The sequence below is a fragment of the Bacillus cereus group sp. N8 genome, assembly GCF_016483685.1.
Classification (GTDB): domain Bacteria; phylum Bacillota; class Bacilli; order Bacillales; family Bacillaceae_G; genus Bacillus_A; species Bacillus_A proteolyticus.
Map to the genome: position 1 here is coordinate 205,583 of NZ_JAEHBK010000002.1, position 19,037 is coordinate 224,619.

Consider the following 19,037-nt stretch of genomic DNA (forward strand, 5'->3'; position numbering starts at 1 on the left):
GAAATTATATTAACTTACTGGAAACTACCAAGAAATCCGTACTCTATTATTGTTACGCCGTTTTTAAAACTTTAACGCCTTTTACGATATTCCAAATGAAATAATAAATCCCTACTAAAATAAACACTGCATACGTTATAACCATCCCAATTCCAACGCCCTCAGACTGATTGAAACTTAAACCGTATACTCCTGATAGTGCCAATCCTCCAAATAAAATTGCGTATGGGAAAATATGTGACCAAAATGCTTTTTTTGCATGATATTTCACTTCATCTTCCGCAACGAAGTACACGATAATTGGTAGTAAAAATGGTGCAAAAAAGATACTAAAGTAACATAGCGAAGATAAAATATTATTTCCTTTCAACCGAATCACCTCTAAAGTTTTTTGTTATCTTCATTATGTCAGGAAACCCTTTTAGAAACTATCGCTTTACCTTTCATGAACATGACACTTTTGTAAGATTTCCCTCAAAATAAATCCCGCCTAGAATTTCAGGCGGGATCACTTTCACTATATTCGATTCATAAACCAATATTGCGTAATCGCTAAATATTCTCGAACGTTCGATTGAATAATAATTGGTTTCGGTGTTTTCGCCGGAAGACCTTCTAATGTCAATCCTTGTTTTTCTGCAATCTTTTTCGCTCGGAACATATGAAAATCGTTCGTTACAATCATCCCTTTTTTCATATGTTCAGGGATAAGAGGTTTTGAAAATTTAATATTCTCATCTGTGCTCGTCGAACGGTCTTCCACTATAATGCGGTCTTCTGCAATATTTTGTTTCATTAATCCTTGTTTCATCGCTAATGCTTCTGTAATATCTTCACCTTTTCCTTGGCCTCCAGATGCGATAGCAATTGTTTTCTCATGTGATTTTAAATACTCAGCTGCTTTATCAATACGATATTGCAATGAATAAGAAGGTTTTATTCCATTTACTTTCGATCCTAGTACAATTATATAATCCGCATCGTAGGTGGCATTCATATGACCATGCTTATAGATGTTATATTGTAAAAACCCCGCATACACGGCGAAGATCATTATAACAACTAAAATGTACTTAATTATTTTCTTCTTTCTCATATCCATATACTCCTATTCCCTTTACTTCCTTCATCATAATATCCATTTATTTGTTTGTATACAGCCAAATTCCAATTCACCCTAATTCATCCTATAAAAGGTAATATTCACATTACTTTCGGGAATAGTAAGTACAACTTCACACGAAGGAGTGTCCCTCTTGCTTCTCTTTTTATTTAATGTATCGTTCTTTTTTATCTTATTTTTACTATCACTTAAGCTACTTGGTAAATCTGCATTAGCACAACTAACCCCTCATGATTTTGGGGCTATTATTTTTTTATCTTATCTAGCTTTTCAAGCAATACCAGTCGCTGGTGCTTTACAAGCATTTTTCGGCATGGTTACCATTACATGCTTACATCTACTTCTTACAAAACTAAGTTTATTCAATAAATTAAATCGCTTCATTCTCGGGCACCCCATTATTTTAATAAAACATGGAGATATTATTTTTGAGAACTTAAAGAAAAGTAGATACCCGATTGCCGAATTACTCTCAAACCTCCGAGTAGCAGGATATCCAAGTGTTCATGAAATTGAATATGCAATTTTAGAATCAAATGGATCTATAAGTATTTTACCAAAGAGAGAACTCGTACCATTGACGCCAAAAGATATGAATATAGATGTTAAGTATGCAGGGTTACCAATCGCTCTTATCGTTGATTCACAAATTCAATACGATAACTTAAAATTAATCCATAAAAACGAAAAGTGGTTACATGCAGAGTTACAGGAGAAAGGTGTTACAAACATTAAAAATGTGGCTTTCGCTTCTGTGCAGGAGACAGATGGATCTTTTGCGATTAGTTTAAAAGAATAAAAAAATCCCCTTATTTGTTCAAGGGGATTTTCTTCACTATATTGCTTCTGTCTCTCTCGCCATGTTTAACGGAACAGGATGTTTCATACGATTCATCGTAAATACGATAATTGCTGTCAATACTTCAGCTACTGGCATAACGAGCCAAATTCCGTTTATCCCAAATAACTTTGGCATAATCCATAACAATGGAATAATAAATAGTAAACCTCTGCTCATTATAATAAGTACTGATTTTTTCGTTTGTCTCACTGATTGGAAGTACTCTCCATATACAATGTTATAGCCTAAAAATACATATTGAATAAAGAATAAACTAATACCTGTTAACGTTAACTCCAGTAGTTCTGGCGATTGAACATCAAATAAACCAATAATATATTTCCCGAAGAATAAACCGATAACAATTGCAATACCTCCGAGTACTACCGCAATTTTTACTGCGAACTGCAATCCTTCACGTAATCTTTCTGATAAATTTGCACCATAATGGAAACTAGCAATTGGTTGTAATGCTGCACCAACACCGAAGAATAATAGTAATGTCATTGCATGAATACTATTCACCATCGCATAAGAAGCTACACCTAGTTCTCCTGCATATTGAACGAACGCAATATTAAAACCGATTGTTACAATCGCTACTGTACTTTCTGCTGTAAAACTCGGGAAACCAATCACCATAATTTGTTTAATCGTATCCCATTCAAAATGGAATTTCGTCCATTTTAAAATACTACTTTTTCTAAAGAAGTGGGATAATAATACGAGGAAACCAATCGCCGCTGAAAGAATAGTCGCTGAAGCAGCACCTGTTACGCCCCATCCAAAGATAAAAATAAAGATATAATCAAACACTATATTTAATACAGCCGTTACAACAAGACCCGCCATTGCTAAATTAGGATTTCCGTCATTTCGTATAAATGTACTTAAAATATTTTCTAACACGTATATCATTCCAAATGTTAATAACACGTGTAAATAGTCTAACGCATATGGTAAAATCACTTCATTTGCACCGAATAAGTATGCTATATCTTCTATTCTCCATAAGCAAATAGCTGCTAAACCAGCTACGATAATAACTGCCACTGTCATAGATTGAGTAAAAATAGACCTTGCTCTTTCCAGTTTATTTTCACCTAGTGCAATCGAATATAACGTTGCTCCTCCCATTCCAATCCATAATGATATCGAGAAGAAAATTGAAAACGCTGGAATAGCTACGTTTACTCCTGCTAGACCATTTGCGCCCACTCCTCTACTAATCATGACTGCATCAATCACAATATTAACTGACATTAATACCATTCCAAGAACAGCTGGTATTAAATATGAAATAAATAAACTTTTTATCGGTTTTTCTCTTAACTTTTCTGTTGTTTCCATCATATAAATGCTCCTTTTTCAATGCTCTGTTCACAGTTTAAACCTTCAAGTAACTTGAAGGTCAAGAGAGAATTGAAAAATATATAAGCCTATTTTTTATTTGTCTTTTTAATAACAGGTATTTGAATTTCCGTTACTTGCTCCTCCGGATTTTCTGTTACGGACCAATCAATTAATGCAAGTTCCAGTGCATCTCCGCACACTTCATATCCTTCATTATCAATGTGCTTTAATAATTCCATATACGTTGTGTCTGTTTCTTCATATGGTCCATGGTGATAAGAACAAGCAAATATCCCTTCTTTTATTTCATCTGAAGTATGTACTTGAAAAGGCATGTAATCTAAAAGAATAAACACACTGTTATATGCTTGAAACTCATTTTGCATTAATGCTTTCTTTGAGACTGTTACACCGATATCTCCTGAAAATAAACTATTATCGATTTGCTTCATATTTTTTTGCAATGAATGGATATAATACTCAAACATATCATCCGTTGTATTAGGCGCAACTGCAATTGCTGTAATTTTTCGTTTCGGTATCTTTTTATAAATAATTTGATTCGCTTCAGATTTCGTCGCTTTCTTCATTAAATGGATTTTATGCTCCATTTTTGCCAAAGCATACTCAATTTCTCTTTGCTTTTTCAACATCATTTCTTGTTGTTTTTCAAGTAAATTCAGCGCATACGATGGGTTTCTTTCATCAATATATTTCTTTATTTCCTTTAACGGGATGTTCAATTGGCGTAAAAATTTAATCGTATCTAATAGTGAAAACTGATCAATTGTGTAATAACGATAATTTGTTTGAGGGTCAACAGTTGACGGATGAAAAATCCCTTTCTCATCATAATAACGTAATGTAGATTCCGCTATATTATGCATTTTCGCCATTTCTCCAATGGTAAAACGTTGATTTAATAACATTTTTCTTTCTCCATTCATTATATGTAAACTTTATTACTTCTTATTATATATCTATATCTTCCATTTCTAAAACGAATCCTCTCATGAAAATCTGCTATTTTTTCATTGATTTTTAATAAATTTTATTATATATTAATTACAGGTTCAAATTACGAGTTCAAAAGAACTTGTAATAAGACCCTTTGTTTAATGGGTTTTACATATTTTCATTAGGCAAATTCCGAGAAATCGTATGATAAAAATAAAAATGATGAGGAGAGGATCCGATGGAATTCGAATTTTTCTTTCAAATTGCACTTATTTTATTAAGTACAAAGCTTGCTGGTGACCTTAGTGTTAGATTAGGTCAACCTTCTGTACTAGGTAAATTAATTGTCGGTATCGTTATCGGTCCAGCTGTATTTGGTTGGATTGAAAATTCAGAGCTTCTAACACAATTAAGTAACGTCGGGGTTATTCTGTTAATGTTCATGGCTGGACTTGAAACAGACTTAGAAGAATTAAACGCAAATCGTAATTCTTCTTTAGCAGTTGCACTCGGAGGTATCATTCTTCCATTCGTAGGTGGTTACGTTTCCGGTCTTGTTATGGGAATGGAACAAGGGAACGCTGTATTTTTAGGATTACTTCTATGTGCGACAAGTGTTAGTATTTCCGTTCAAACACTTCGTGATTTAGGTAAAATGAAAACACGTGAAAGTACAACAATGCTTGGCGCTGCTGTATTTGATGACATTCTTGTTGTTATCTTATTAGCATTCGCAATGAGCTTCTTAGGTACAGACGATGTTAACTTAACAATGGTTATCTTGAAGAAAGTTGTATTCTTCGCCTCTATTATTTTAATCGGATGGAAAGGTGTTCCAGCGATTATGCGTTGGTTATCACCACTACGCGTATCTGAGTCTATCGTGAGCGCGGCTCTTATTATCTGTTTCTCATTCGCGTATTTCGGCGAATTATTAGGAATTGCTGGTATTATCGGTGCTTTCGCAGCTGGTATCGCAATTTCTCAAACGAACTACAAACATGAAGTAGAAAAGAAAGTAGAACCAATCGCTTACGCAATGTTCGTACCAGTATTCTTCGTAAGTATCGGTATGAATATTACATTTGATGGTATTGGTAATCAAATTTGGTTCATCCTAGCATTAACAGTAATCGCTGTATTAACGAAACTAATTGGTTGTGGATTCGGTGCACGTATGACTGGATTTGACGCTAAGTCTTCTGCAATTATCGGTGCCGGAATGGTTTCTCGTGGTGAAGTCGCTCTTATCATCGCAGGAACAGGACTTTCTTCTGGCCTATTAGCACAAGATTACTTTACAGCTATCGTTATTGTCGTTATTTTAACTACAATGATTACACCACCAATGTTAAAATACACTTTTGGTGCAAAAGATAAAGCAATGAAAGCAAGTAAATAAGTTTCATATAATAAAAGGAGATTGCTATCTTATAAGATAGTAATCTCCTTTTTCATTTTATCTTTAAACAATTCCATTCATTTTTAACCAATTTTCAAACATAGTTCGCGCTTCTTCATCATCGATATCATTACTAAATGAATACACCTTAATGCCATAATCATCTATATATTCACCTAGCTTCATTTCCTCCACTTTTTTGTAAAAATCATCTACCTCATAGTGTGGAATATAGGCATCCCAAATTGGTTCATTTATTCTTTTATACGCTGTCACTTCTAAATCATATCCATCTTCATAATATCCAATGTGATAATGTTTACTAGGGTCATATTTCTCCATTAATATCCCTTCCTTTAAAAAGCTATCCTATTTCACGTAATAAACAAAAGCGAGCTGTATATTACAGCTCGCTCAATTAATTAAATACGCTCCATCGCCGTCTTCAACGTACCAACAACGAAAGCAATTTCTTCACTTGATATAACGAGCGGCGGTGCCAATGTTAAGACATTATTATATCCTGCTGTTGTCATACCGTTACGCCCAATAATAAGTCCTTTTTCTTTACAGGCATTTACAACAGTTGCGATTTTATCATTATCAATTGGCTCTTTCGTTTCTTTATCATTTACTAGTTCGATCCCAACTAATAGCCCTTTCCCTCTAATATTCCCAACAAGTGGATGTTCTCCGATTTCTTCTTTTAATTGCTCTAATAAAAGCGAACCCATTTGTGCAGAGCGCTCAATTAAATTTTCATTTTCCATAATCTCTAAGTTTTTAAGCGCTAATGCACAAGCCGCTGGATTGCCACCAAATGTATTAATATGGCGGAAGAATTCATATTCTCCTGTTCCTTTAAATGCCTCATAAATTTCTTTTTTCACAGCTGTTGCTGATAAGGGTAAGTATGCGCTCGTAATACCTTTAGCCATTGTAATAATATCTGGCTTCACATCATAATTCATAAATCCAAAAGCTTTTCCTGTACGCCCGAAACCGCAAATAACTTCATCGCTAATGAGTAATGCCCCATGTTTTTGACATGTTTCGTGAACAGCTTTCATATAGTCTTGTGGCGGCATTAAAATACCTCCACCTGTAATGATTGGCTCCATAATAAATGCTGCTATCGTTTCACTTAATTCCCATGTCATAACACGATCGACTTCTTTCACACACTCTACATCATAAATATTTTGTGATTCCATTTCTGGCATACGGTAACAATCTGGAGGCGTTACATGTAAAAATCCTGACGCAAATGGCTCATATTGGTATCTACGCTGTGCTTGTCCAGTCGCTGCCATCGTTGCCATTGTGTTTCCGTGATAACCACGATAACGTGACATAAATTTGTAACGATGCGGTTCACCTTTTTGAGCATAATATTGTCTTGCTATTTTAAAAGCTGTTTCATTCGCTTCTGATCCACTATTAGAGAAGAATATAACATACTCTCCACCAAGCCACTCGTTTAACTTTTCAGCGAGCTTAATTGCTGGTTCATGTGATTGTGACATCGGAAAGTATGATAATGTTTGCAATTGCTTATAAGCTGCCTCTGCGAGCTCTTTTCTTCCATATCCGCTATTTACACACCAAAGACCACTCATACCGTCTAAGTATCTTTTTCCTTGTATATCTTCAACCCAGCACCCTTCTGCCTTTGCCCCTACCATTGTACTATTCGGACTAAAGGGTCGCATTCCGTGCCAAACATATTGCTCGTCTTTTGCTAATAATTCATCTGTTTGTTTTGTTTTCATCATTTCTTCCACCTTCCATAACAACTTATTTTTCACAAAGCTGCGCTGGTGCCATGATGAGTTAAATTTCTCCCTGCTATTTTCATTCCACAAAACCAAGACAAATCCTACCAAAAATAATGTAATATTTATAAGAAAATGACAAAAATAAGAGGAGCTTTTCTCATAATTCGAAAAGCTCCTCTTTTTTAATGTGTAGATGCATCACTAATTCCATGACCAGTATTAGATTTCACAAGAATTTCATCAAACTTCGCTGCATCTTCTTTCTTACTAGAGAAAATAGTTCCTAAATATGCTGCAAGGAATCCAAGCGGAATTGAAACAATTCCAGGTGTCGTATATGGGAATATCGCTTCCCCGACAAAAATAGCTTTTCCAACTACAGGATTCCAAACGTTTGGACTTAACGCTACGAGAACAATTGCTGATACAAGACCAACGATCATACCACAAATTGCACCCGTTGTATTAAAGCGCTTCCAATATATTGTAAATAATATAACTGGTAGGTTTGCACTAGCAGCAACTGCAAATGCTAGTGATACTAAAAATGCTACGTTTAATGTTTGCGCAAATAAAGCAAGTATAATAGATACTATCGCTACTCCAATAGACGCATAACGAGCCATTGAAACTTGTTCTTTTTCCGTTGATTTTCCTTTTCGAATAATCTCGTTATAAAAATCATGAGCAAATGCGGAAGCCGCTGTTAATACAAGACCTGCTACTACAGCTAAAATTGTTGCAAAAGCAATCGCCGATACGAATGCGAATAAGAAATCTCCACCTAGTGCTTTAGCTAATAAAGGTGCTGCCATATTACCGGCTGGATTTGCTTTAATAATTGCCTCATTCCCTACAAACGCCGCTGCACCAAATCCTAAGAAAATCGTCATAATATAAAATGCTCCAATTAACCACGTAGCGTACACAACAGATTGACGTGCCGTTTTTGCATCACGTACTGTAAAAAAGCGGACAAGAATATGCGGTAATCCCGCTGTACCAAGAACTAGTCCTAAATTTAAAGAAAGTGTATCGAGACCATCTTTATACTTTACTCCTGGATTTAAAAATGATTCCTTCAATGGAGTAGCTGTTTTCATTTGAGCGAACATTTCTGTCACACTAAAATTAAATTTCGCGAAAACGATAACAGAAATAATAAATGTACCTGCCATAAGTAGTACAGCCTTTACAATTTGTACCCAACTCGTAGCAGTCATACCTCCAAAAATAACGTACACTGTCATGAGTGTACCAACAATTAAAACGGATGTCGTATATTCTATTCCTAATAATAATTTAATAAGTGCACCTGCACCGACTAATTGTGCAATCATATAAAAAATCGAAATAGTCATCGTGTTAAGTGCTGCAATACCGCGAACCTTCTTTGCATCAAAACGCGCCGCAATCATATCTGCTAGCGTATACTTCCCTAAATTTCTAAGCGGTTCTGCAACTAGGTACAATACAACTAAGTAAGCAACTAAGAAGCCTATACTATAAAAGAAACCATCAAACCCAGTTAACGCTATTGCCCCAGCGATACCAAGAAATGACGCAGCAGACATATAATCCCCAGCAATGGCCAGACCATTTTGCCAACCAGTTAATCCCCCTCCAGCCGTATAAAACTCACTCGCATTTTTCGTTTTTTTCGATGCGAAATACGTGATAACAAGTGTACCAAGGACGATAATTAAAAATAGTGCAAAAGCAGTAGTATTCAAATTCAGCCCCTCCCCTTTTGCATATCTTGCAGAATTTTTTGCGAGATTTCATCAAAGGATTCTGCTTTTTTGCTATAAATCATACATAATGCCCATGTCATTATAAATTGTGCAAATGCAAATACCCACGCCCATGTAACATCACCAAATACCGGTGTATTAAGCACCTTTGAATACGATGTTAAAACAGGTAATGTAATAAAAAAACTTAAAAAGAAAATACTCATCGGAATGATAAACTTCTTTTTCGTATTTAATAACAATTGAAACTCTTCAGACTGAACAACCTCTGTATAATTCACCTCATTTTGTAACTTACGTGCTGACGTATCATCTCGTTTCATTCTCTGGTCCCCTCTCTTACTTGAGATACACTTCCCCCTTGCATACCTAAAGACTAAATTTTATAAATATTCAGAAACTTATTTTCATTTTAGACAATCCGTACATTCCTGCAAAGATTTTTCGATAGACATTTTTCGGCATTTTCCCCTAAGTTTTTAATATACTTTTTCACCATAAAATCCGCGTACTTCAATCCACACCAATCGGGATAAAAAAAGTAGTGCTTATCGCACCGCTTCTGTCTTTTTCTCTTTTTCTAAATTACGAGCTGTTTGGCTTAATTCAACTTCTTTTCCATCTTTAAGCGTTCCAAATATAAAATCGAATACTGGATTTGAAACACCAAACCAAAACTTTTCATTTTTATAATGGTGTAATATGTGCTGTTTTTTTAGCCATCTTCCAAACTTAGTGAAGGGACGAATCGGCTTATGTGCAATATAATGTTTCCATTCATAAACGAGGAGCATGATAATCATTCCGACTCCAAATGAAAGTGTAACAGTAACACTTTTTGTAATACCATATGATATAAGTAAATATATAGTGAAACTAGGTATACTAAACCATACAGGCAAAAATAAAAGTTTCAAATCATCCGGATATACGTGATGATCATAATGTAATCTTCTTAACATTTTTAATAAAAATGCATTTTTAGGCGGCTTTAAATGGAATAAAAAACGATGTGTCATATACTCGTTAAACGTATAAAAAACAATACCAAACAGACACGCTAACATACCGATCCATGTGAAAAATTGCATTTTTAAAATAAAGATAAAAATTAATAGAACACTATACATAATAACAATATCATGTTGCAAAAAGAACCCCTTTACCACTCTCTTCATCTTTCTTCCCCCTTTTCCAAAAAAACAGCCGTAACATATCGTTACGACTATTTCTTTTCTATTTTATTCTTATTCTATTCACTTTACAAATTTGCCTGCTGTTCTATTGTCGAGAAAAAAGTGTTCGGACCAAATATATTTTGCTTCGGGATAATGTGTTCTACTGCAAACACTGTTACTTCACCCCTTTGTACTTCTCCAATAATAAGCCCAAATATTTCATGATTTACCGCAAACGTTGGTTGTTTCGTTTGCAGCAACCTTGCTGCATTTTTAAATACCGCTTCATATAATGGGTTCCTGTCAGTAATTTCTTTTCGGATTTTTGGTGCTAATGTGATGATAATTTCTTTTCCGTCAATAGTGGTTCGATACATAAAAATCTCCCCTTCAATCTTATGTGAACAACTGTAAAGCTTTGTATGCAAAATGGATAGAATATCCTACTAAAATAATACCTGCTCCGGCTGTAATATAGCCAAGTGCTTTTGGTTTTAATAAAGTTCTTCCAAAATGTACAGAAAAAGCAATATTTAAGTTCCACAAAATAATACCAATAATAATGCAAAGACTGTACAAAAAAGCTTCTTGTTTCGTTACCCTTGTAAGCAATGAGCTAAGTGTACTTCCGTATATGCCAAACCAAAAAACAAGATTTAATGGGTTGGATATCGCAATTAAAAATCCCGCCATAAAGGATTGTTTAAGTCCACCTACCTCTTCTTTGTTATATTCCATATTCGAGTGGGAGATTCCTTGTTTTACACTTTGAAATCCTAAATAAAATAACAGGAAAAACCCAGTGCAGTACATAAAAGCTTGTACATATGTATACATAAACACAGAAGATAAACCAAAATAAATAAGAAGCATAAACAAAATATCAGCAGTCATTCCTCCGATTCCAACAATCCACGCATGCCAAAATCCACGTTCAATTCCACGTTTCAACATTTCAATATTAATTGGACCTACCGGTGCAGCTAATGAAATACCCAATACTATTTGTTGTATAATTGCTCCAAACATCTCTCTATCCTTTCTACTTCTTTTACTATTAAGTAATGATGCAAATATAGAAAATAGACTAGCTTTCATAAAAATTATTCACTAATACAATACCCTTTTTTATCCAAAATATACAAAAGAGCCATCCAGTTGATGGCTCTTATTTCACTATCCTATGATGAAAAGGACATTTACCTTTAATCGGCTCTATATCATCTCCAATAAAATATTGCTTCCATTCACGATGGTCAGAATCGCCATAGTGACTAATGTTAGGATGCTTCGGTAGCTGATCCCACTTTTCAACTCGCTCACGAACCATTTGTCTCGAGTATGAGCCTTTAGGACGATCTCCTTCTAAACCCTCGAAAATAGTTCGTGGCTGGAATCCAATAACGAGAGAATTTCCTAAATGCCTAGTCTTTCGCTGTTTATAAGCCGGTGCATTTCCAAACGCAAATATCGGTTCACCACCAAATGAAAATTCCCATAAATAATGATCTGGATCTGTTGGAATTTGCTTCGGCCATGTTTGATCATCGTTTTCATGTAAATATTGTAGTACGTTCCAAAAATAATCTCGATAATATTCGATTGATTTCTCTTCACATTCCGGTTCTACAAAAAGAAAAAATCCTCTTCTTACAATTGGCCGTTCTTTCATTAACTCCAAAAAAGATAACATTGTATTAGGTAAATGCCCCCAATCATTATGAGAGAGAAATGAATAACGAAGTTCATTCTTTTTCAAAGCTGTTAAACCGAAATAACACGGAAAAGTTGGTTCTAGCACGACATTCGAAAAATCATGAAATTCTTTTGCAACCCAATTCGGTATGTCGACTCTATTTTTCATTCCTTCATTATCTAATAAATAAGACTCATTCATTCTTTCACCTCATTATGTACAGCTTTCATTTAAGAATATTACATACGCGGCTTGTCCTATACCTTATTAAAAATTTGAGCGGAAAGTTATTTAAAAATACAAAAAATAAAACCGCTTACTTGACTAAATTCTACCAATACGTGTATATTTAAATTAATCATTTAGCAGAATATTCTAGAATATAGCATTTTTAAAATATATTTTCTTTTCAATGAATTTCACTAAATGAAAAAAGTAATCGTTTTTTAGGAGGAATTGTAACATGCAAGGAAAAGTAAAATGGTTTAACAATGAAAAAGGTTTTGGATTTATCGAAATGGACGGCTCTGATGATGTATTCGTACATTTCTCTGCTATTCAAGGTGACGGCTACAAAGCTTTAGAGGAAGGTCAAGAAGTATCTTTCGACATTACTGAAGGAAACCGTGGACCTCAAGCTGCTAACGTAGTAAAACTTTAATACAGCATACGACAGGAGGTTACCTAACTTGGTAACCTCCTTTGTTATTCCTTTGTATATTTCCCTTTTACAGAGCAAAAACTATGTGAAATGCGCAAAATACAAAGGAGGCAATAACAATGGGTTCACATGTAAATGATTTTGAAGAAGTAAAATTCCGTGTAGAAACTGCACAAAAAATGGTAGGTTCTGCAACCATCTCAATGGATCCGGACACATTAGAGCATGCCACTACTGCAGTAGAAGCGGCTCGTTCTCAGCTAGAAATTATGAAATCTGTTGCGACAGATTTAGATGAGCCATTTCTCATGAATGAAGAAAAAAAATTAAGTAAATGTGAGCATCAATTACACGAAGCAAAACATTAAAAAAACATCCAGAGAAAATTCTCTGGATGTTTTTTATGACAATTGCTCTCCATACTTTTTCAACTTCTCTCCAACCGTACATTGCCGTATACAAAAAGAATGGGCATAGTATTTACTATGATTTTTCCGATTATGTTCCTGCAGGAAACACCCTTCGCAATACGTCTCTAATAAGTCATTTACCTCTGTAATGAGTTGCTTTTTCTTCACCTTGGCACCTCTCTATTCGGTTATTTCTTTATGACTGTCAATTACCGTCCCCTCTAATGCTTGCGTTGCTAATTGATGCGCCTCTTTATTTTGTTTTCTAGATATCGGTTCACAAACAAGCTTTAATTTCATTTGCTTCGCTTTTTGTTCAATTTGATCTAAGTAATGATTTAAATGTTCATCATAGCAAGGCCATTCACCAGCTAATTGCTGCAGTACAACTTGAGAATCCCCCCGAAGTGTAACCGGTTCATATTTAATTCCTAATTCCTCGAGTGTATTCATCCCGTATAATAATGCTGCATACTCCGCTTCGTTATTATCATATATGCCTTCTATGTATGCATTGCGACGAATTCGGTAATTTGTATTTCCTTTTTTATAGTACACACATATACCAACCCCAGCTTCTTTCGTCTGTACATCATAACCACCATCAAAATAAACTTGAATTTCTCGGGGATCTTCCTCCACTTGCTTACTCAGTTTTTTCATTTCTTTTAATGACCATTCCGCATCCATTTCATCGAAAAATAACAGTTCTTTCGCCCTTCCTGTTTTCTCAAAATCCTCTGCAAATTGAAGCACTTCTTCTATGTTCATATAATCTGTTGTTAATTCAGTTTGTAAACCACGCTTCGTTTTGTACAACCAATGAATTTTATATTTCATACTAGATTCCCCTTATATAAGACTTCTTATATTTATTTTATTATATTTTATCAAGAGTCACAGTATTATATTCAATATAATCACATACAAAAAGAGCCCTCCTATATAAAGGACGGCTCTTTCATCTATTACATAAATCTTTCAAATTGTACTCGCTTATTAATCCAGTACATTACAGGCATACCAATCGCCATGACAACAAATTCACCGACTGCACATGTTAACCAAGTCAACATAAATGGTAAATCAAATGCAAGATGAAGTTCAATTGCTATCATAAACATTGTAATTGTAAAGATAACTGTATTAAAAATCATACGAGCCCAAACACCTTTAATAAAGCGCATAGAAATAATAGTTGCAAGTAGTGCAAGAATTGATTGCCCTACTCCAAATACTAAATCATAAGCGATCATAGGTGAGAAAAAGAGATTCGTTAAAAATACACCTAATACAATACCGTAAATTGCTTTCTTATTGAAGACAACGAGATGATTAAACATCTCTGAAATACGAAACTGTACATTCGTAAAGCCAAATGGCTGAATAAGCATAGAAACAGCAATATATAATGCCGCTAAAATACCATTACCGACTAATGTTCTTATATTCATGACAAAATCTCCTTAGTTTTTTTACGTGGGATGGTTTCGAACCACGTTATTCGTTTTTAAGCAACAAGATTATATTTTACGTGGTAGCCACTCTTTCGTCAATAGATTCCTATCATTTACTACCTTTTTTCTTTTGGACAACGTATAATAAAACATATGAAAGATTTAGGAGGTTTCACTTCATGACAGCAACAATTCAAAATGAAAAAGTGATCGTTTCCATTTCTGACAAAGGTGCAGAATTACAAAGCGTTCGCTTAAAAGCAGATAACACTGAATACTTATGGCAAGGCGATTCTACTTACTGGGGACGCCGCGCACCAATTTTATTCCCAATTGTCGGCCGATTAGTAGATAATACATACTACGTAGATGGTAAACCATATTCTTTAACACAACACGGCTTCGCTCGTGACCTTACATTTTCTGTAAAAGAACAAAATGAAACGAATATCACTTATATCGTTACTAGTAATGAAGAAACATTAAAAAAATACCCATACGAATTCGAATTACTCGTTTCTTATGAAGTAGACGAACAAAATATACATGTTACATATGAAGTAAATAATCCTACTTCAAAAGAGATGTTCTTCTCAATCGGAGCACACCCTGGTTTCAACTTCCCCTTATTAGAGGGTGAATCATTTACAGATTATCATTTATCATTTAATGGTTCTGAACGCTTAGAAACAAACGTATTAGAAGGACCTTACCTTTCAAGTAAAAAGCAATTAATCGCTGAAAATACGAATGAATTACCACTTACATACGATTTATTCAAAAATGATGCGCTTATTTTTGAAAATATGAATACGAATGAAATCTCTATTCGTTCTCATAAACATAATAAATTTGTAAAAGTAGAATTTGACGGCTTCCCATTTGTCGGCGTATGGACACCAGGCGAGAACGCACCTTTCTTATGTATTGAACCTTGGTACGGGATTGCTGATGAAATAAATCCAGCAAAAGATTTTAAGGAAAAAAAAGGGATTCAATCTTTACAAGCGAATGAAACATTTACATGTCGTTATAGTCTTACAATCGGCTAAGTACTCTATCCCCTACTTCAAGGAAACATATAAGTAGGGGATAATCTTATAATTTGGAGGTTTCTCATTTTGATTGAAGTATATATTGATGGTGCATCAAAAGGAAATCCTGGTCCTTCTGGTGCAGGCGTGTTTATTAAAGGGGTTCAACCAGCTGTACAATTATCACTGCCCCTTGGGACAATGTCCAATCATGAAGCAGAATACCACGCTTTACTTGCAGCATTAAAATATTGCATGGAGCATAATTATAACATTGTCTCTTTTCGTACAGATTCACAACTTGTCGAGCGAGCTGTTGAAAAAGAATACGCAAAAAACAAAATGTTTGCACCACTATTAGAGGAAGCACTGCAGTACATAAAAAGTTTCGATCTCTTTTTTATTAAGTGGATTCCAAGTAGTCAAAATAAAGTCGCTGATGAATTAGCTAGAAAAGCTATCTTACAAAATTAACGGGGGTATGAGTGTGAAAAAAGATTGGATTGCTCCTCTTGCTTTATTATTTGTCTCTTTTATTTGGGGAGCTACGTTTGTTGTCGTTCAAAATGCTATGTCTTTCGTTGGTCCATTTACTTTTAATGGTATTCGCTTTTTATTCGCTGGAATTATTTTATTATTCGTTCAAATGATTTTCTCGAAAAAATCTTCAAAACAAGATATAAAACAGAGTAGTCTCGCCGGATTAATCGTTGGCTTCTTTTTATGTGTTGGCTATGTATTACAAACATTCGGCTTACTTTATACAACTTCTTCAAAAGCTGGTTTCTTAACAGGGCTTAGTATCGTTATGGTACCAATTTTATCTTTTATCTTTTTAAAACAAAAAGCTACCATTTTTATCGTACTTGGTATTGCTGTAGCAACAGCAGGTTTATACTTATTAACGGCTGGTGATTCTTTTCAATTAAACATTGGAGATATACTCGTTCTCGGTTGTGCAGTTGCTTTCGCTGCCCATATTCTTGTTAACGGCTTCTTTTCTAAGAAAATATCACCTTTATTGTTAAGCACGTCGCAAGTATTAGCTGTCGGTATGTTTTCTTCTATTTGCGCCTTTTTGTTTGAAGATTGGGAAAAATTATTTTCAGTAGCACTATGGACGAATTCTTCCTTTTTATTTGCTCTATTTCTAACGTCCCTATTCGCGACATCCATTGCTTTTTTCATTCAAACATCGGCACAAAAACATACGTCTCCAACGAGAGTAGCAATTATTTTCGCAATGGAGCCCGTTTTTGCTGCCTTAACAGGTGTTCTCGTTGCAAATGAACAGCTTTCTATTTCTGCCATTATCGGATGTCTATGTATTTTCCTAGGTATGGTTTTTGTTGAACTACCTTCCAAAACAAAAAAAGAAGCGCGGGCTGCGTGAAGTTACGCTTGTAACTTCCGCATAAAAGCCTTAGCGCTTTTTTTATCTGTAATTTCTTCTTCTTTCAATCGTTCTAATAACGCAACAAAATAACTACCATCAAACTGGAATTGATGCTTAATCGTCGCTTCTATTGCTGCATTCACAATTCCATCAGACGCACCGGTGTATCCTTGTCCGAACATAATAAACCCTTGTGCTTCCTCTGATAATTTAAATCCTTTCGTATGTAAGAATGAAAGATAATCTTCTACTGTTTGCATGATATTCCCACCTACTCAAAAATTCTCCATCTCCTATCATACATGTTTTTACACGCTATGAGAATGAAATTTATTTGACAACTTTGTAAATCTATTGTCTACTCCGTAGACAATAGAGGATTTCCTTACAATATAAAAGAATATGTAAAGTGGAATTTATTTTATATTAAAGGGGATATCGAATGAAACAGGCACTATTAATTATCGATGCTCAGCAAGAATTAATTGATGGAAATAAACAAGAAAATGAAGTTTTTCGTAAAACCGAGCTATTATCTACACTAAATACAGCCGTACAGAAAGCAATAGATTCAAATGCCCTTATTGTTTTCGTAAGAGATATTGATGTCGCTTCTGGTAGCGGCGTGGGATTTGAAGTACATAATCAAATTAAAGTACCTCAGTCTGCAATCCTTATTAATAAAGCAGCAACAAATTCATTCTATGGCACTTCTTTACTTGAACTTTTAAAAGAAGAAAAAATTAATCATATTGTTATAGGTGGATGTAAAACAGAACATTGCATTGACACCGCAGTTAGAACAGCTACTGTACAAGGATTTGACGTTACATTAATTAAAAATGGTCATTCCACAACTGATTCTGACGTATTGTCTGCAGAGCAAATTATTGGTCATCATAATAAAACTCTACACGGTCATTATAATGTTGATCATTTTTCTATGGTGAGAGATATCGAGGAAGATCTCTTTCAGCCAACTCACGACCAATATCGTGATTAACGAAAAAGAATCCTTCATTCAGAAGGATTCTTTTTTATCCAAAAATTTGTGCCGCAATACTATATAGCTCATTATTCCTTTTTAATAATTTATCGCTATTTTTCATCATAATTGGTGGTGTATTAACCTTTTTGAAACCAGTAATCTCTAATTCTTTCATGAAATCTTTCTTTCCTTCTGGTACATCAATTCTTAATTTACCATGATACTCTCTTGCTAAATAATGTACAATCTTCATTGCCATCGCATCATTTCTTGCAACGACTGGTCCTATTATTTTATTTTCTGGTGTTTGTATACTTAAACCGTAACCTAATACATTTTGTTCCTTATCCTTTACAACAATACACTGTTCACTTTGCATAATTCTTTTCGTTAAGAACTCTTCTCTATTTGTTCCAAACGCATACTCATCTAATTTTATTATTTCTTCTAAATCACACTCTTCATAATTCATCATATAATCTTCATTTCCTACACAATAATCATTCCCATTGTACGAGTTACATATGTATTTAGAAACATAGCTTACTGCTCTAAATCCTAATTTTTCATATAGAGGCTTTCCCTCATCCGTAGCAATAAGCATAATGGGAGTTTGAACCGATACGCTCTTAATGCATAAATTCGTTATCGCCTTTCCAATCCCTCTTCCCTTATAATCCGGATGTACAATCACCATTCCTATTGACGCTAACGCCTCTCCGTATAATATAATTGCAGCGCTTGCAATAAGTTTTTTTCTCTCATTCCATACGCCATATACAATACATGAGTTAAAAATCGTTTCAACTTCTTCTCTATTATAATCCCAACCAATATAAGCAGATAACGCTACAATGTCCTCTATTTCTTCTTGCCTAAGACGTTCTACCCTCATTTCCAATTCAATCATTCTCCATCTCCTTATCTAGACATTTGAATCATTCTTTCCAAATCAACTTGTACATGTTTCCCTTTATCTGTCACACACATATCCTATTTTGACCAAGAC

The 19,037-nt window shown here is 34.6% G+C and carries 25 protein-coding genes and 1 riboswitch; of the genes, 8 read left to right on the plus strand and 17 right to left on the minus strand.

All coding sequences use genetic code 11. From position 1 onward, the window contains the following. Window positions 1-52: 52 nt before the first annotated feature. The gene (locus JDS80_RS05140; RefSeq protein WP_199637358.1) at window positions 53-370 is read right to left on the minus strand and encodes a magnetosome magnetite crystal formation protein family; all 318 of its coding nucleotides are present in this window, start codon (window positions 368-370) and stop codon (window positions 53-55) included. Between the two features lie 147 nt (window positions 371-517). After that, on the minus strand, window positions 518-1,096 hold the full coding sequence (locus JDS80_RS05145) for a YdcF family protein (protein ID WP_199637359.1): 579 nt from the start codon (window positions 1,094-1,096) through the stop codon (window positions 518-520). 160 nt (window positions 1,097-1,256) lie between these two features. Here JDS80_RS05145 and JDS80_RS05150 point away from each other — a divergent pair, with 160 nt between their 5' ends. Then, the gene (locus JDS80_RS05150; protein WP_199637361.1) at window positions 1,257-1,922 is read left to right on the plus strand and encodes a DUF421 domain-containing protein; all 666 of its coding nucleotides are present in this window, start codon (window positions 1,257-1,259) and stop codon (window positions 1,920-1,922) included. Window positions 1,923-1,958: 36 nt separating this feature from the next. Here JDS80_RS05150 and JDS80_RS05155 read toward each other — a convergent pair whose 3' ends face one another. Both JDS80_RS05155 and JDS80_RS05160 read right to left on the minus strand, forming a co-directional pair. Continuing rightward, a complete protein-coding gene (locus tag JDS80_RS05155) occupies window positions 1,959-3,314 on the minus strand; it encodes an MATE family efflux transporter (RefSeq protein ID WP_199637502.1) in 1,356 nt (451 codons plus the stop codon). Between the two features lie 89 nt (window positions 3,315-3,403). Next, entirely contained in the window at window positions 3,404-4,246 is an 843-nt protein-coding gene (locus tag JDS80_RS05160) for a MerR family transcriptional regulator (protein WP_071744981.1), read from the minus strand. Window positions 4,247-4,512: 266 nt separating this feature from the next. Between JDS80_RS05160 and JDS80_RS05165 the strand changes: the two genes are divergently transcribed. Then, the gene (locus JDS80_RS05165; protein ID WP_199637363.1) at window positions 4,513-5,676 is read left to right on the plus strand and encodes a cation:proton antiporter; all 1,164 of its coding nucleotides are present in this window, start codon (window positions 4,513-4,515) and stop codon (window positions 5,674-5,676) included. A 63-nt stretch (window positions 5,677-5,739) separates the two neighbouring features. Here JDS80_RS05165 and JDS80_RS05170 read toward each other — a convergent pair whose 3' ends face one another. The 8 genes from JDS80_RS05170 to JDS80_RS05205 all read right to left on the minus strand — a co-directional run bounded on the left by JDS80_RS05170 (window position 5,740) and on the right by JDS80_RS05205 (window position 12,283). After that, a complete protein-coding gene (locus JDS80_RS05170) occupies window positions 5,740-6,018 on the minus strand; it encodes a DUF3986 family protein (RefSeq protein WP_002030895.1) in 279 nt (92 codons plus the stop codon). Between the two features lie 80 nt (window positions 6,019-6,098). Beyond that, complete coding sequence (locus tag JDS80_RS05175; RefSeq protein WP_199637365.1) at window positions 6,099-7,448, minus strand: aspartate aminotransferase family protein; 1,350 nt, start codon at window positions 7,446-7,448, stop codon at window positions 6,099-6,101. Between the two features lie 188 nt (window positions 7,449-7,636). Then, on the minus strand, window positions 7,637-9,187 hold the full coding sequence (locus tag JDS80_RS05180; protein ID WP_206774486.1) for a solute symporter family protein: 1,551 nt from the start codon (window positions 9,185-9,187) through the stop codon (window positions 7,637-7,639). A gap of 2 nt (window positions 9,188-9,189) precedes the next feature. Then, window positions 9,190-9,531, minus strand: coding sequence for a DUF485 domain-containing protein (locus JDS80_RS05185; protein ID WP_199637367.1), 342 nt, complete (start codon window positions 9,529-9,531; stop codon window positions 9,190-9,192). A gap of 225 nt (window positions 9,532-9,756) precedes the next feature. Beyond that, window positions 9,757-10,386 (minus strand): sterol desaturase family protein, encoded by a 630-nt coding sequence (locus tag JDS80_RS05190; RefSeq protein ID WP_199637369.1) that lies wholly within the window; start codon window positions 10,384-10,386, stop codon window positions 9,757-9,759. Between the two features lie 83 nt (window positions 10,387-10,469). Continuing rightward, window positions 10,470-10,763, minus strand: coding sequence for a hypothetical protein (locus JDS80_RS05195; protein ID WP_000286371.1), 294 nt, complete (start codon window positions 10,761-10,763; stop codon window positions 10,470-10,472). A 19-nt stretch (window positions 10,764-10,782) separates the two neighbouring features. After that, window positions 10,783-11,415 carry a LysE family transporter gene (locus JDS80_RS05200; protein ID WP_199637505.1) on the minus strand — a complete coding sequence of 211 codons (633 nt, stop codon included), beginning with the start codon at window positions 11,413-11,415 and terminating at the stop codon, window positions 10,783-10,785. 139 nt (window positions 11,416-11,554) lie between these two features. Next, a complete protein-coding gene (locus JDS80_RS05205; protein ID WP_199637371.1) occupies window positions 11,555-12,283 on the minus strand; it encodes a YqcI/YcgG family protein in 729 nt (242 codons plus the stop codon). A gap of 262 nt (window positions 12,284-12,545) precedes the next feature. On the opposite strand from JDS80_RS05205, the gene cspB reads away from it, so the two are divergent. Next, window positions 12,546-12,743 carry a cold shock-like protein CspB gene (cspB, locus tag JDS80_RS05210; protein ID WP_001161729.1) on the plus strand — a complete coding sequence of 66 codons (198 nt, stop codon included), beginning with the start codon at window positions 12,546-12,548 and terminating at the stop codon, window positions 12,741-12,743. 119 nt (window positions 12,744-12,862) lie between these two features. Then, window positions 12,863-13,111 carry a DUF2564 family protein gene (locus JDS80_RS05215; RefSeq protein WP_002117839.1) on the plus strand — a complete coding sequence of 83 codons (249 nt, stop codon included), beginning with the start codon at window positions 12,863-12,865 and terminating at the stop codon, window positions 13,109-13,111. A gap of 33 nt (window positions 13,112-13,144) precedes the next feature. On the opposite strand, the gene JDS80_RS05220 is transcribed toward JDS80_RS05215, so the two are convergent. The 3 genes from JDS80_RS05220 to JDS80_RS05230 all read right to left on the minus strand — a co-directional run bounded on the left by JDS80_RS05220 (window position 13,145) and on the right by JDS80_RS05230 (window position 14,607). Then, window positions 13,145-13,321: a zinc-finger domain-containing protein gene (locus JDS80_RS05220; protein ID WP_071744973.1), complete on the minus strand. Its 177-nt coding sequence runs from the start codon at window positions 13,319-13,321 to the stop codon at window positions 13,145-13,147. A 12-nt stretch (window positions 13,322-13,333) separates the two neighbouring features. Continuing rightward, entirely contained in the window at window positions 13,334-13,993 is a 660-nt protein-coding gene (locus JDS80_RS05225) for a ribonuclease H family protein (RefSeq protein WP_071744972.1), read from the minus strand. A gap of 128 nt (window positions 13,994-14,121) precedes the next feature. Next, window positions 14,122-14,607, minus strand: coding sequence for a QueT transporter family protein (locus JDS80_RS05230; protein ID WP_071744971.1), 486 nt, complete (start codon window positions 14,605-14,607; stop codon window positions 14,122-14,124). A 6-nt stretch (window positions 14,608-14,613) separates the two neighbouring features. Then, a riboswitch (PreQ1 riboswitch) is annotated at window positions 14,614-14,658 on the minus strand. Between the two features lie 131 nt (window positions 14,659-14,789). Here JDS80_RS05230 and JDS80_RS05235 point away from each other — a divergent pair. The 3 genes from JDS80_RS05235 to JDS80_RS05245 all read left to right on the plus strand — a co-directional run bounded on the left by JDS80_RS05235 (window position 14,790) and on the right by JDS80_RS05245 (window position 17,037). Beyond that, on the plus strand, window positions 14,790-15,662 hold the full coding sequence (locus JDS80_RS05235; RefSeq protein ID WP_199637373.1) for an aldose 1-epimerase family protein: 873 nt from the start codon (window positions 14,790-14,792) through the stop codon (window positions 15,660-15,662). A 69-nt stretch (window positions 15,663-15,731) separates the two neighbouring features. Continuing rightward, complete coding sequence (locus tag JDS80_RS05240) at window positions 15,732-16,118, plus strand: reverse transcriptase-like protein (RefSeq protein ID WP_000573871.1); 387 nt, start codon at window positions 15,732-15,734, stop codon at window positions 16,116-16,118. A gap of 13 nt (window positions 16,119-16,131) precedes the next feature. Further along, window positions 16,132-17,037: a DMT family transporter gene (locus JDS80_RS05245; RefSeq protein WP_071770111.1), complete on the plus strand. Its 906-nt coding sequence runs from the start codon at window positions 16,132-16,134 to the stop codon at window positions 17,035-17,037. Between the two features lie 2 nt (window positions 17,038-17,039). On the opposite strand, the gene JDS80_RS05250 is transcribed toward JDS80_RS05245, so the two are convergent. Continuing rightward, window positions 17,040-17,300, minus strand: coding sequence for a DUF6123 family protein (locus JDS80_RS05250; protein WP_063224108.1), 261 nt, complete (start codon window positions 17,298-17,300; stop codon window positions 17,040-17,042). A gap of 182 nt (window positions 17,301-17,482) precedes the next feature. Between JDS80_RS05250 and JDS80_RS05255 the strand changes: the two genes are divergently transcribed. After that, the gene (locus JDS80_RS05255; RefSeq protein WP_071744968.1) at window positions 17,483-18,043 is read left to right on the plus strand and encodes a cysteine hydrolase family protein; all 561 of its coding nucleotides are present in this window, start codon (window positions 17,483-17,485) and stop codon (window positions 18,041-18,043) included. A 34-nt stretch (window positions 18,044-18,077) separates the two neighbouring features. Here the strand turns inward: JDS80_RS05255 and JDS80_RS05260 are convergent, their stop codons facing one another. After that, a complete protein-coding gene (locus JDS80_RS05260; protein ID WP_199637375.1) occupies window positions 18,078-18,938 on the minus strand; it encodes a GNAT family N-acetyltransferase in 861 nt (286 codons plus the stop codon). Window positions 18,939-19,037: the final 99 nt, after the last annotated feature.

What these genes read in the sequence shown, in the direction of transcription:
- JDS80_RS05155 (WP_199637502.1), bottom strand. Translation starts at nt 3,314, where the DNA reads ATGGAAACAACAGAAAAGTTAAGAGAAAAACCGATAAAAAGTTTATTT.
- JDS80_RS05185 (WP_199637367.1), bottom strand. Translation starts at nt 9,531, where the DNA reads ATGAAACGAGATGATACGTCAGCACGTAAGTTACAAAATGAGGTGAAT.
- JDS80_RS05165 (WP_199637363.1), top strand. Translation starts at nt 4,513, where the DNA reads ATGGAATTCGAATTTTTCTTTCAAATTGCACTTATTTTATTAAGTACA.
- JDS80_RS05260 (WP_199637375.1), bottom strand. Translation starts at nt 18,938, where the DNA reads ATGATTGAATTGGAAATGAGGGTAGAACGTCTTAGGCAAGAAGAAATA.
- JDS80_RS05235 (WP_199637373.1), top strand. Translation starts at nt 14,790, where the DNA reads ATGACAGCAACAATTCAAAATGAAAAAGTGATCGTTTCCATTTCTGAC.
- JDS80_RS05255 (WP_071744968.1), top strand. Translation starts at nt 17,483, where the DNA reads ATGAAACAGGCACTATTAATTATCGATGCTCAGCAAGAATTAATTGAT.
- JDS80_RS05225 (WP_071744972.1), bottom strand. Translation starts at nt 13,993, where the DNA reads ATGAAATATAAAATTCATTGGTTGTACAAAACGAAGCGTGGTTTACAA.
- JDS80_RS05230 (WP_071744971.1), bottom strand. Translation starts at nt 14,607, where the DNA reads ATGAATATAAGAACATTAGTCGGTAATGGTATTTTAGCGGCATTATAT.
- JDS80_RS05175 (WP_199637365.1), bottom strand. Translation starts at nt 7,448, where the DNA reads ATGAAAACAAAACAAACAGATGAATTATTAGCAAAAGACGAGCAATAT.
- JDS80_RS05200 (WP_199637505.1), bottom strand. Translation starts at nt 11,415, where the DNA reads ATGTTTGGAGCAATTATACAACAAATAGTATTGGGTATTTCATTAGCT.
- JDS80_RS05160 (WP_071744981.1), bottom strand. Translation starts at nt 4,246, where the DNA reads ATGTTATTAAATCAACGTTTTACCATTGGAGAAATGGCGAAAATGCAT.
- JDS80_RS05215 (WP_002117839.1), top strand. Translation starts at nt 12,863, where the DNA reads ATGGGTTCACATGTAAATGATTTTGAAGAAGTAAAATTCCGTGTAGAA.
- JDS80_RS05145 (WP_199637359.1), bottom strand. Translation starts at nt 1,096, where the DNA reads ATGAGAAAGAAGAAAATAATTAAGTACATTTTAGTTGTTATAATGATC.
- JDS80_RS05195 (WP_000286371.1), bottom strand. Translation starts at nt 10,763, where the DNA reads ATGTATCGAACCACTATTGACGGAAAAGAAATTATCATCACATTAGCA.
- JDS80_RS05170 (WP_002030895.1), bottom strand. Translation starts at nt 6,018, where the DNA reads ATGGAGAAATATGACCCTAGTAAACATTATCACATTGGATATTATGAA.
- JDS80_RS05190 (WP_199637369.1), bottom strand. Translation starts at nt 10,386, where the DNA reads ATGAAGAGAGTGGTAAAGGGGTTCTTTTTGCAACATGATATTGTTATT.
- cspB (WP_001161729.1), top strand. Translation starts at nt 12,546, where the DNA reads ATGCAAGGAAAAGTAAAATGGTTTAACAATGAAAAAGGTTTTGGATTT.
- JDS80_RS05250 (WP_063224108.1), bottom strand. Translation starts at nt 17,300, where the DNA reads ATGCAAACAGTAGAAGATTATCTTTCATTCTTACATACGAAAGGATTT.
- JDS80_RS05205 (WP_199637371.1), bottom strand. Translation starts at nt 12,283, where the DNA reads ATGAATGAGTCTTATTTATTAGATAATGAAGGAATGAAAAATAGAGTC.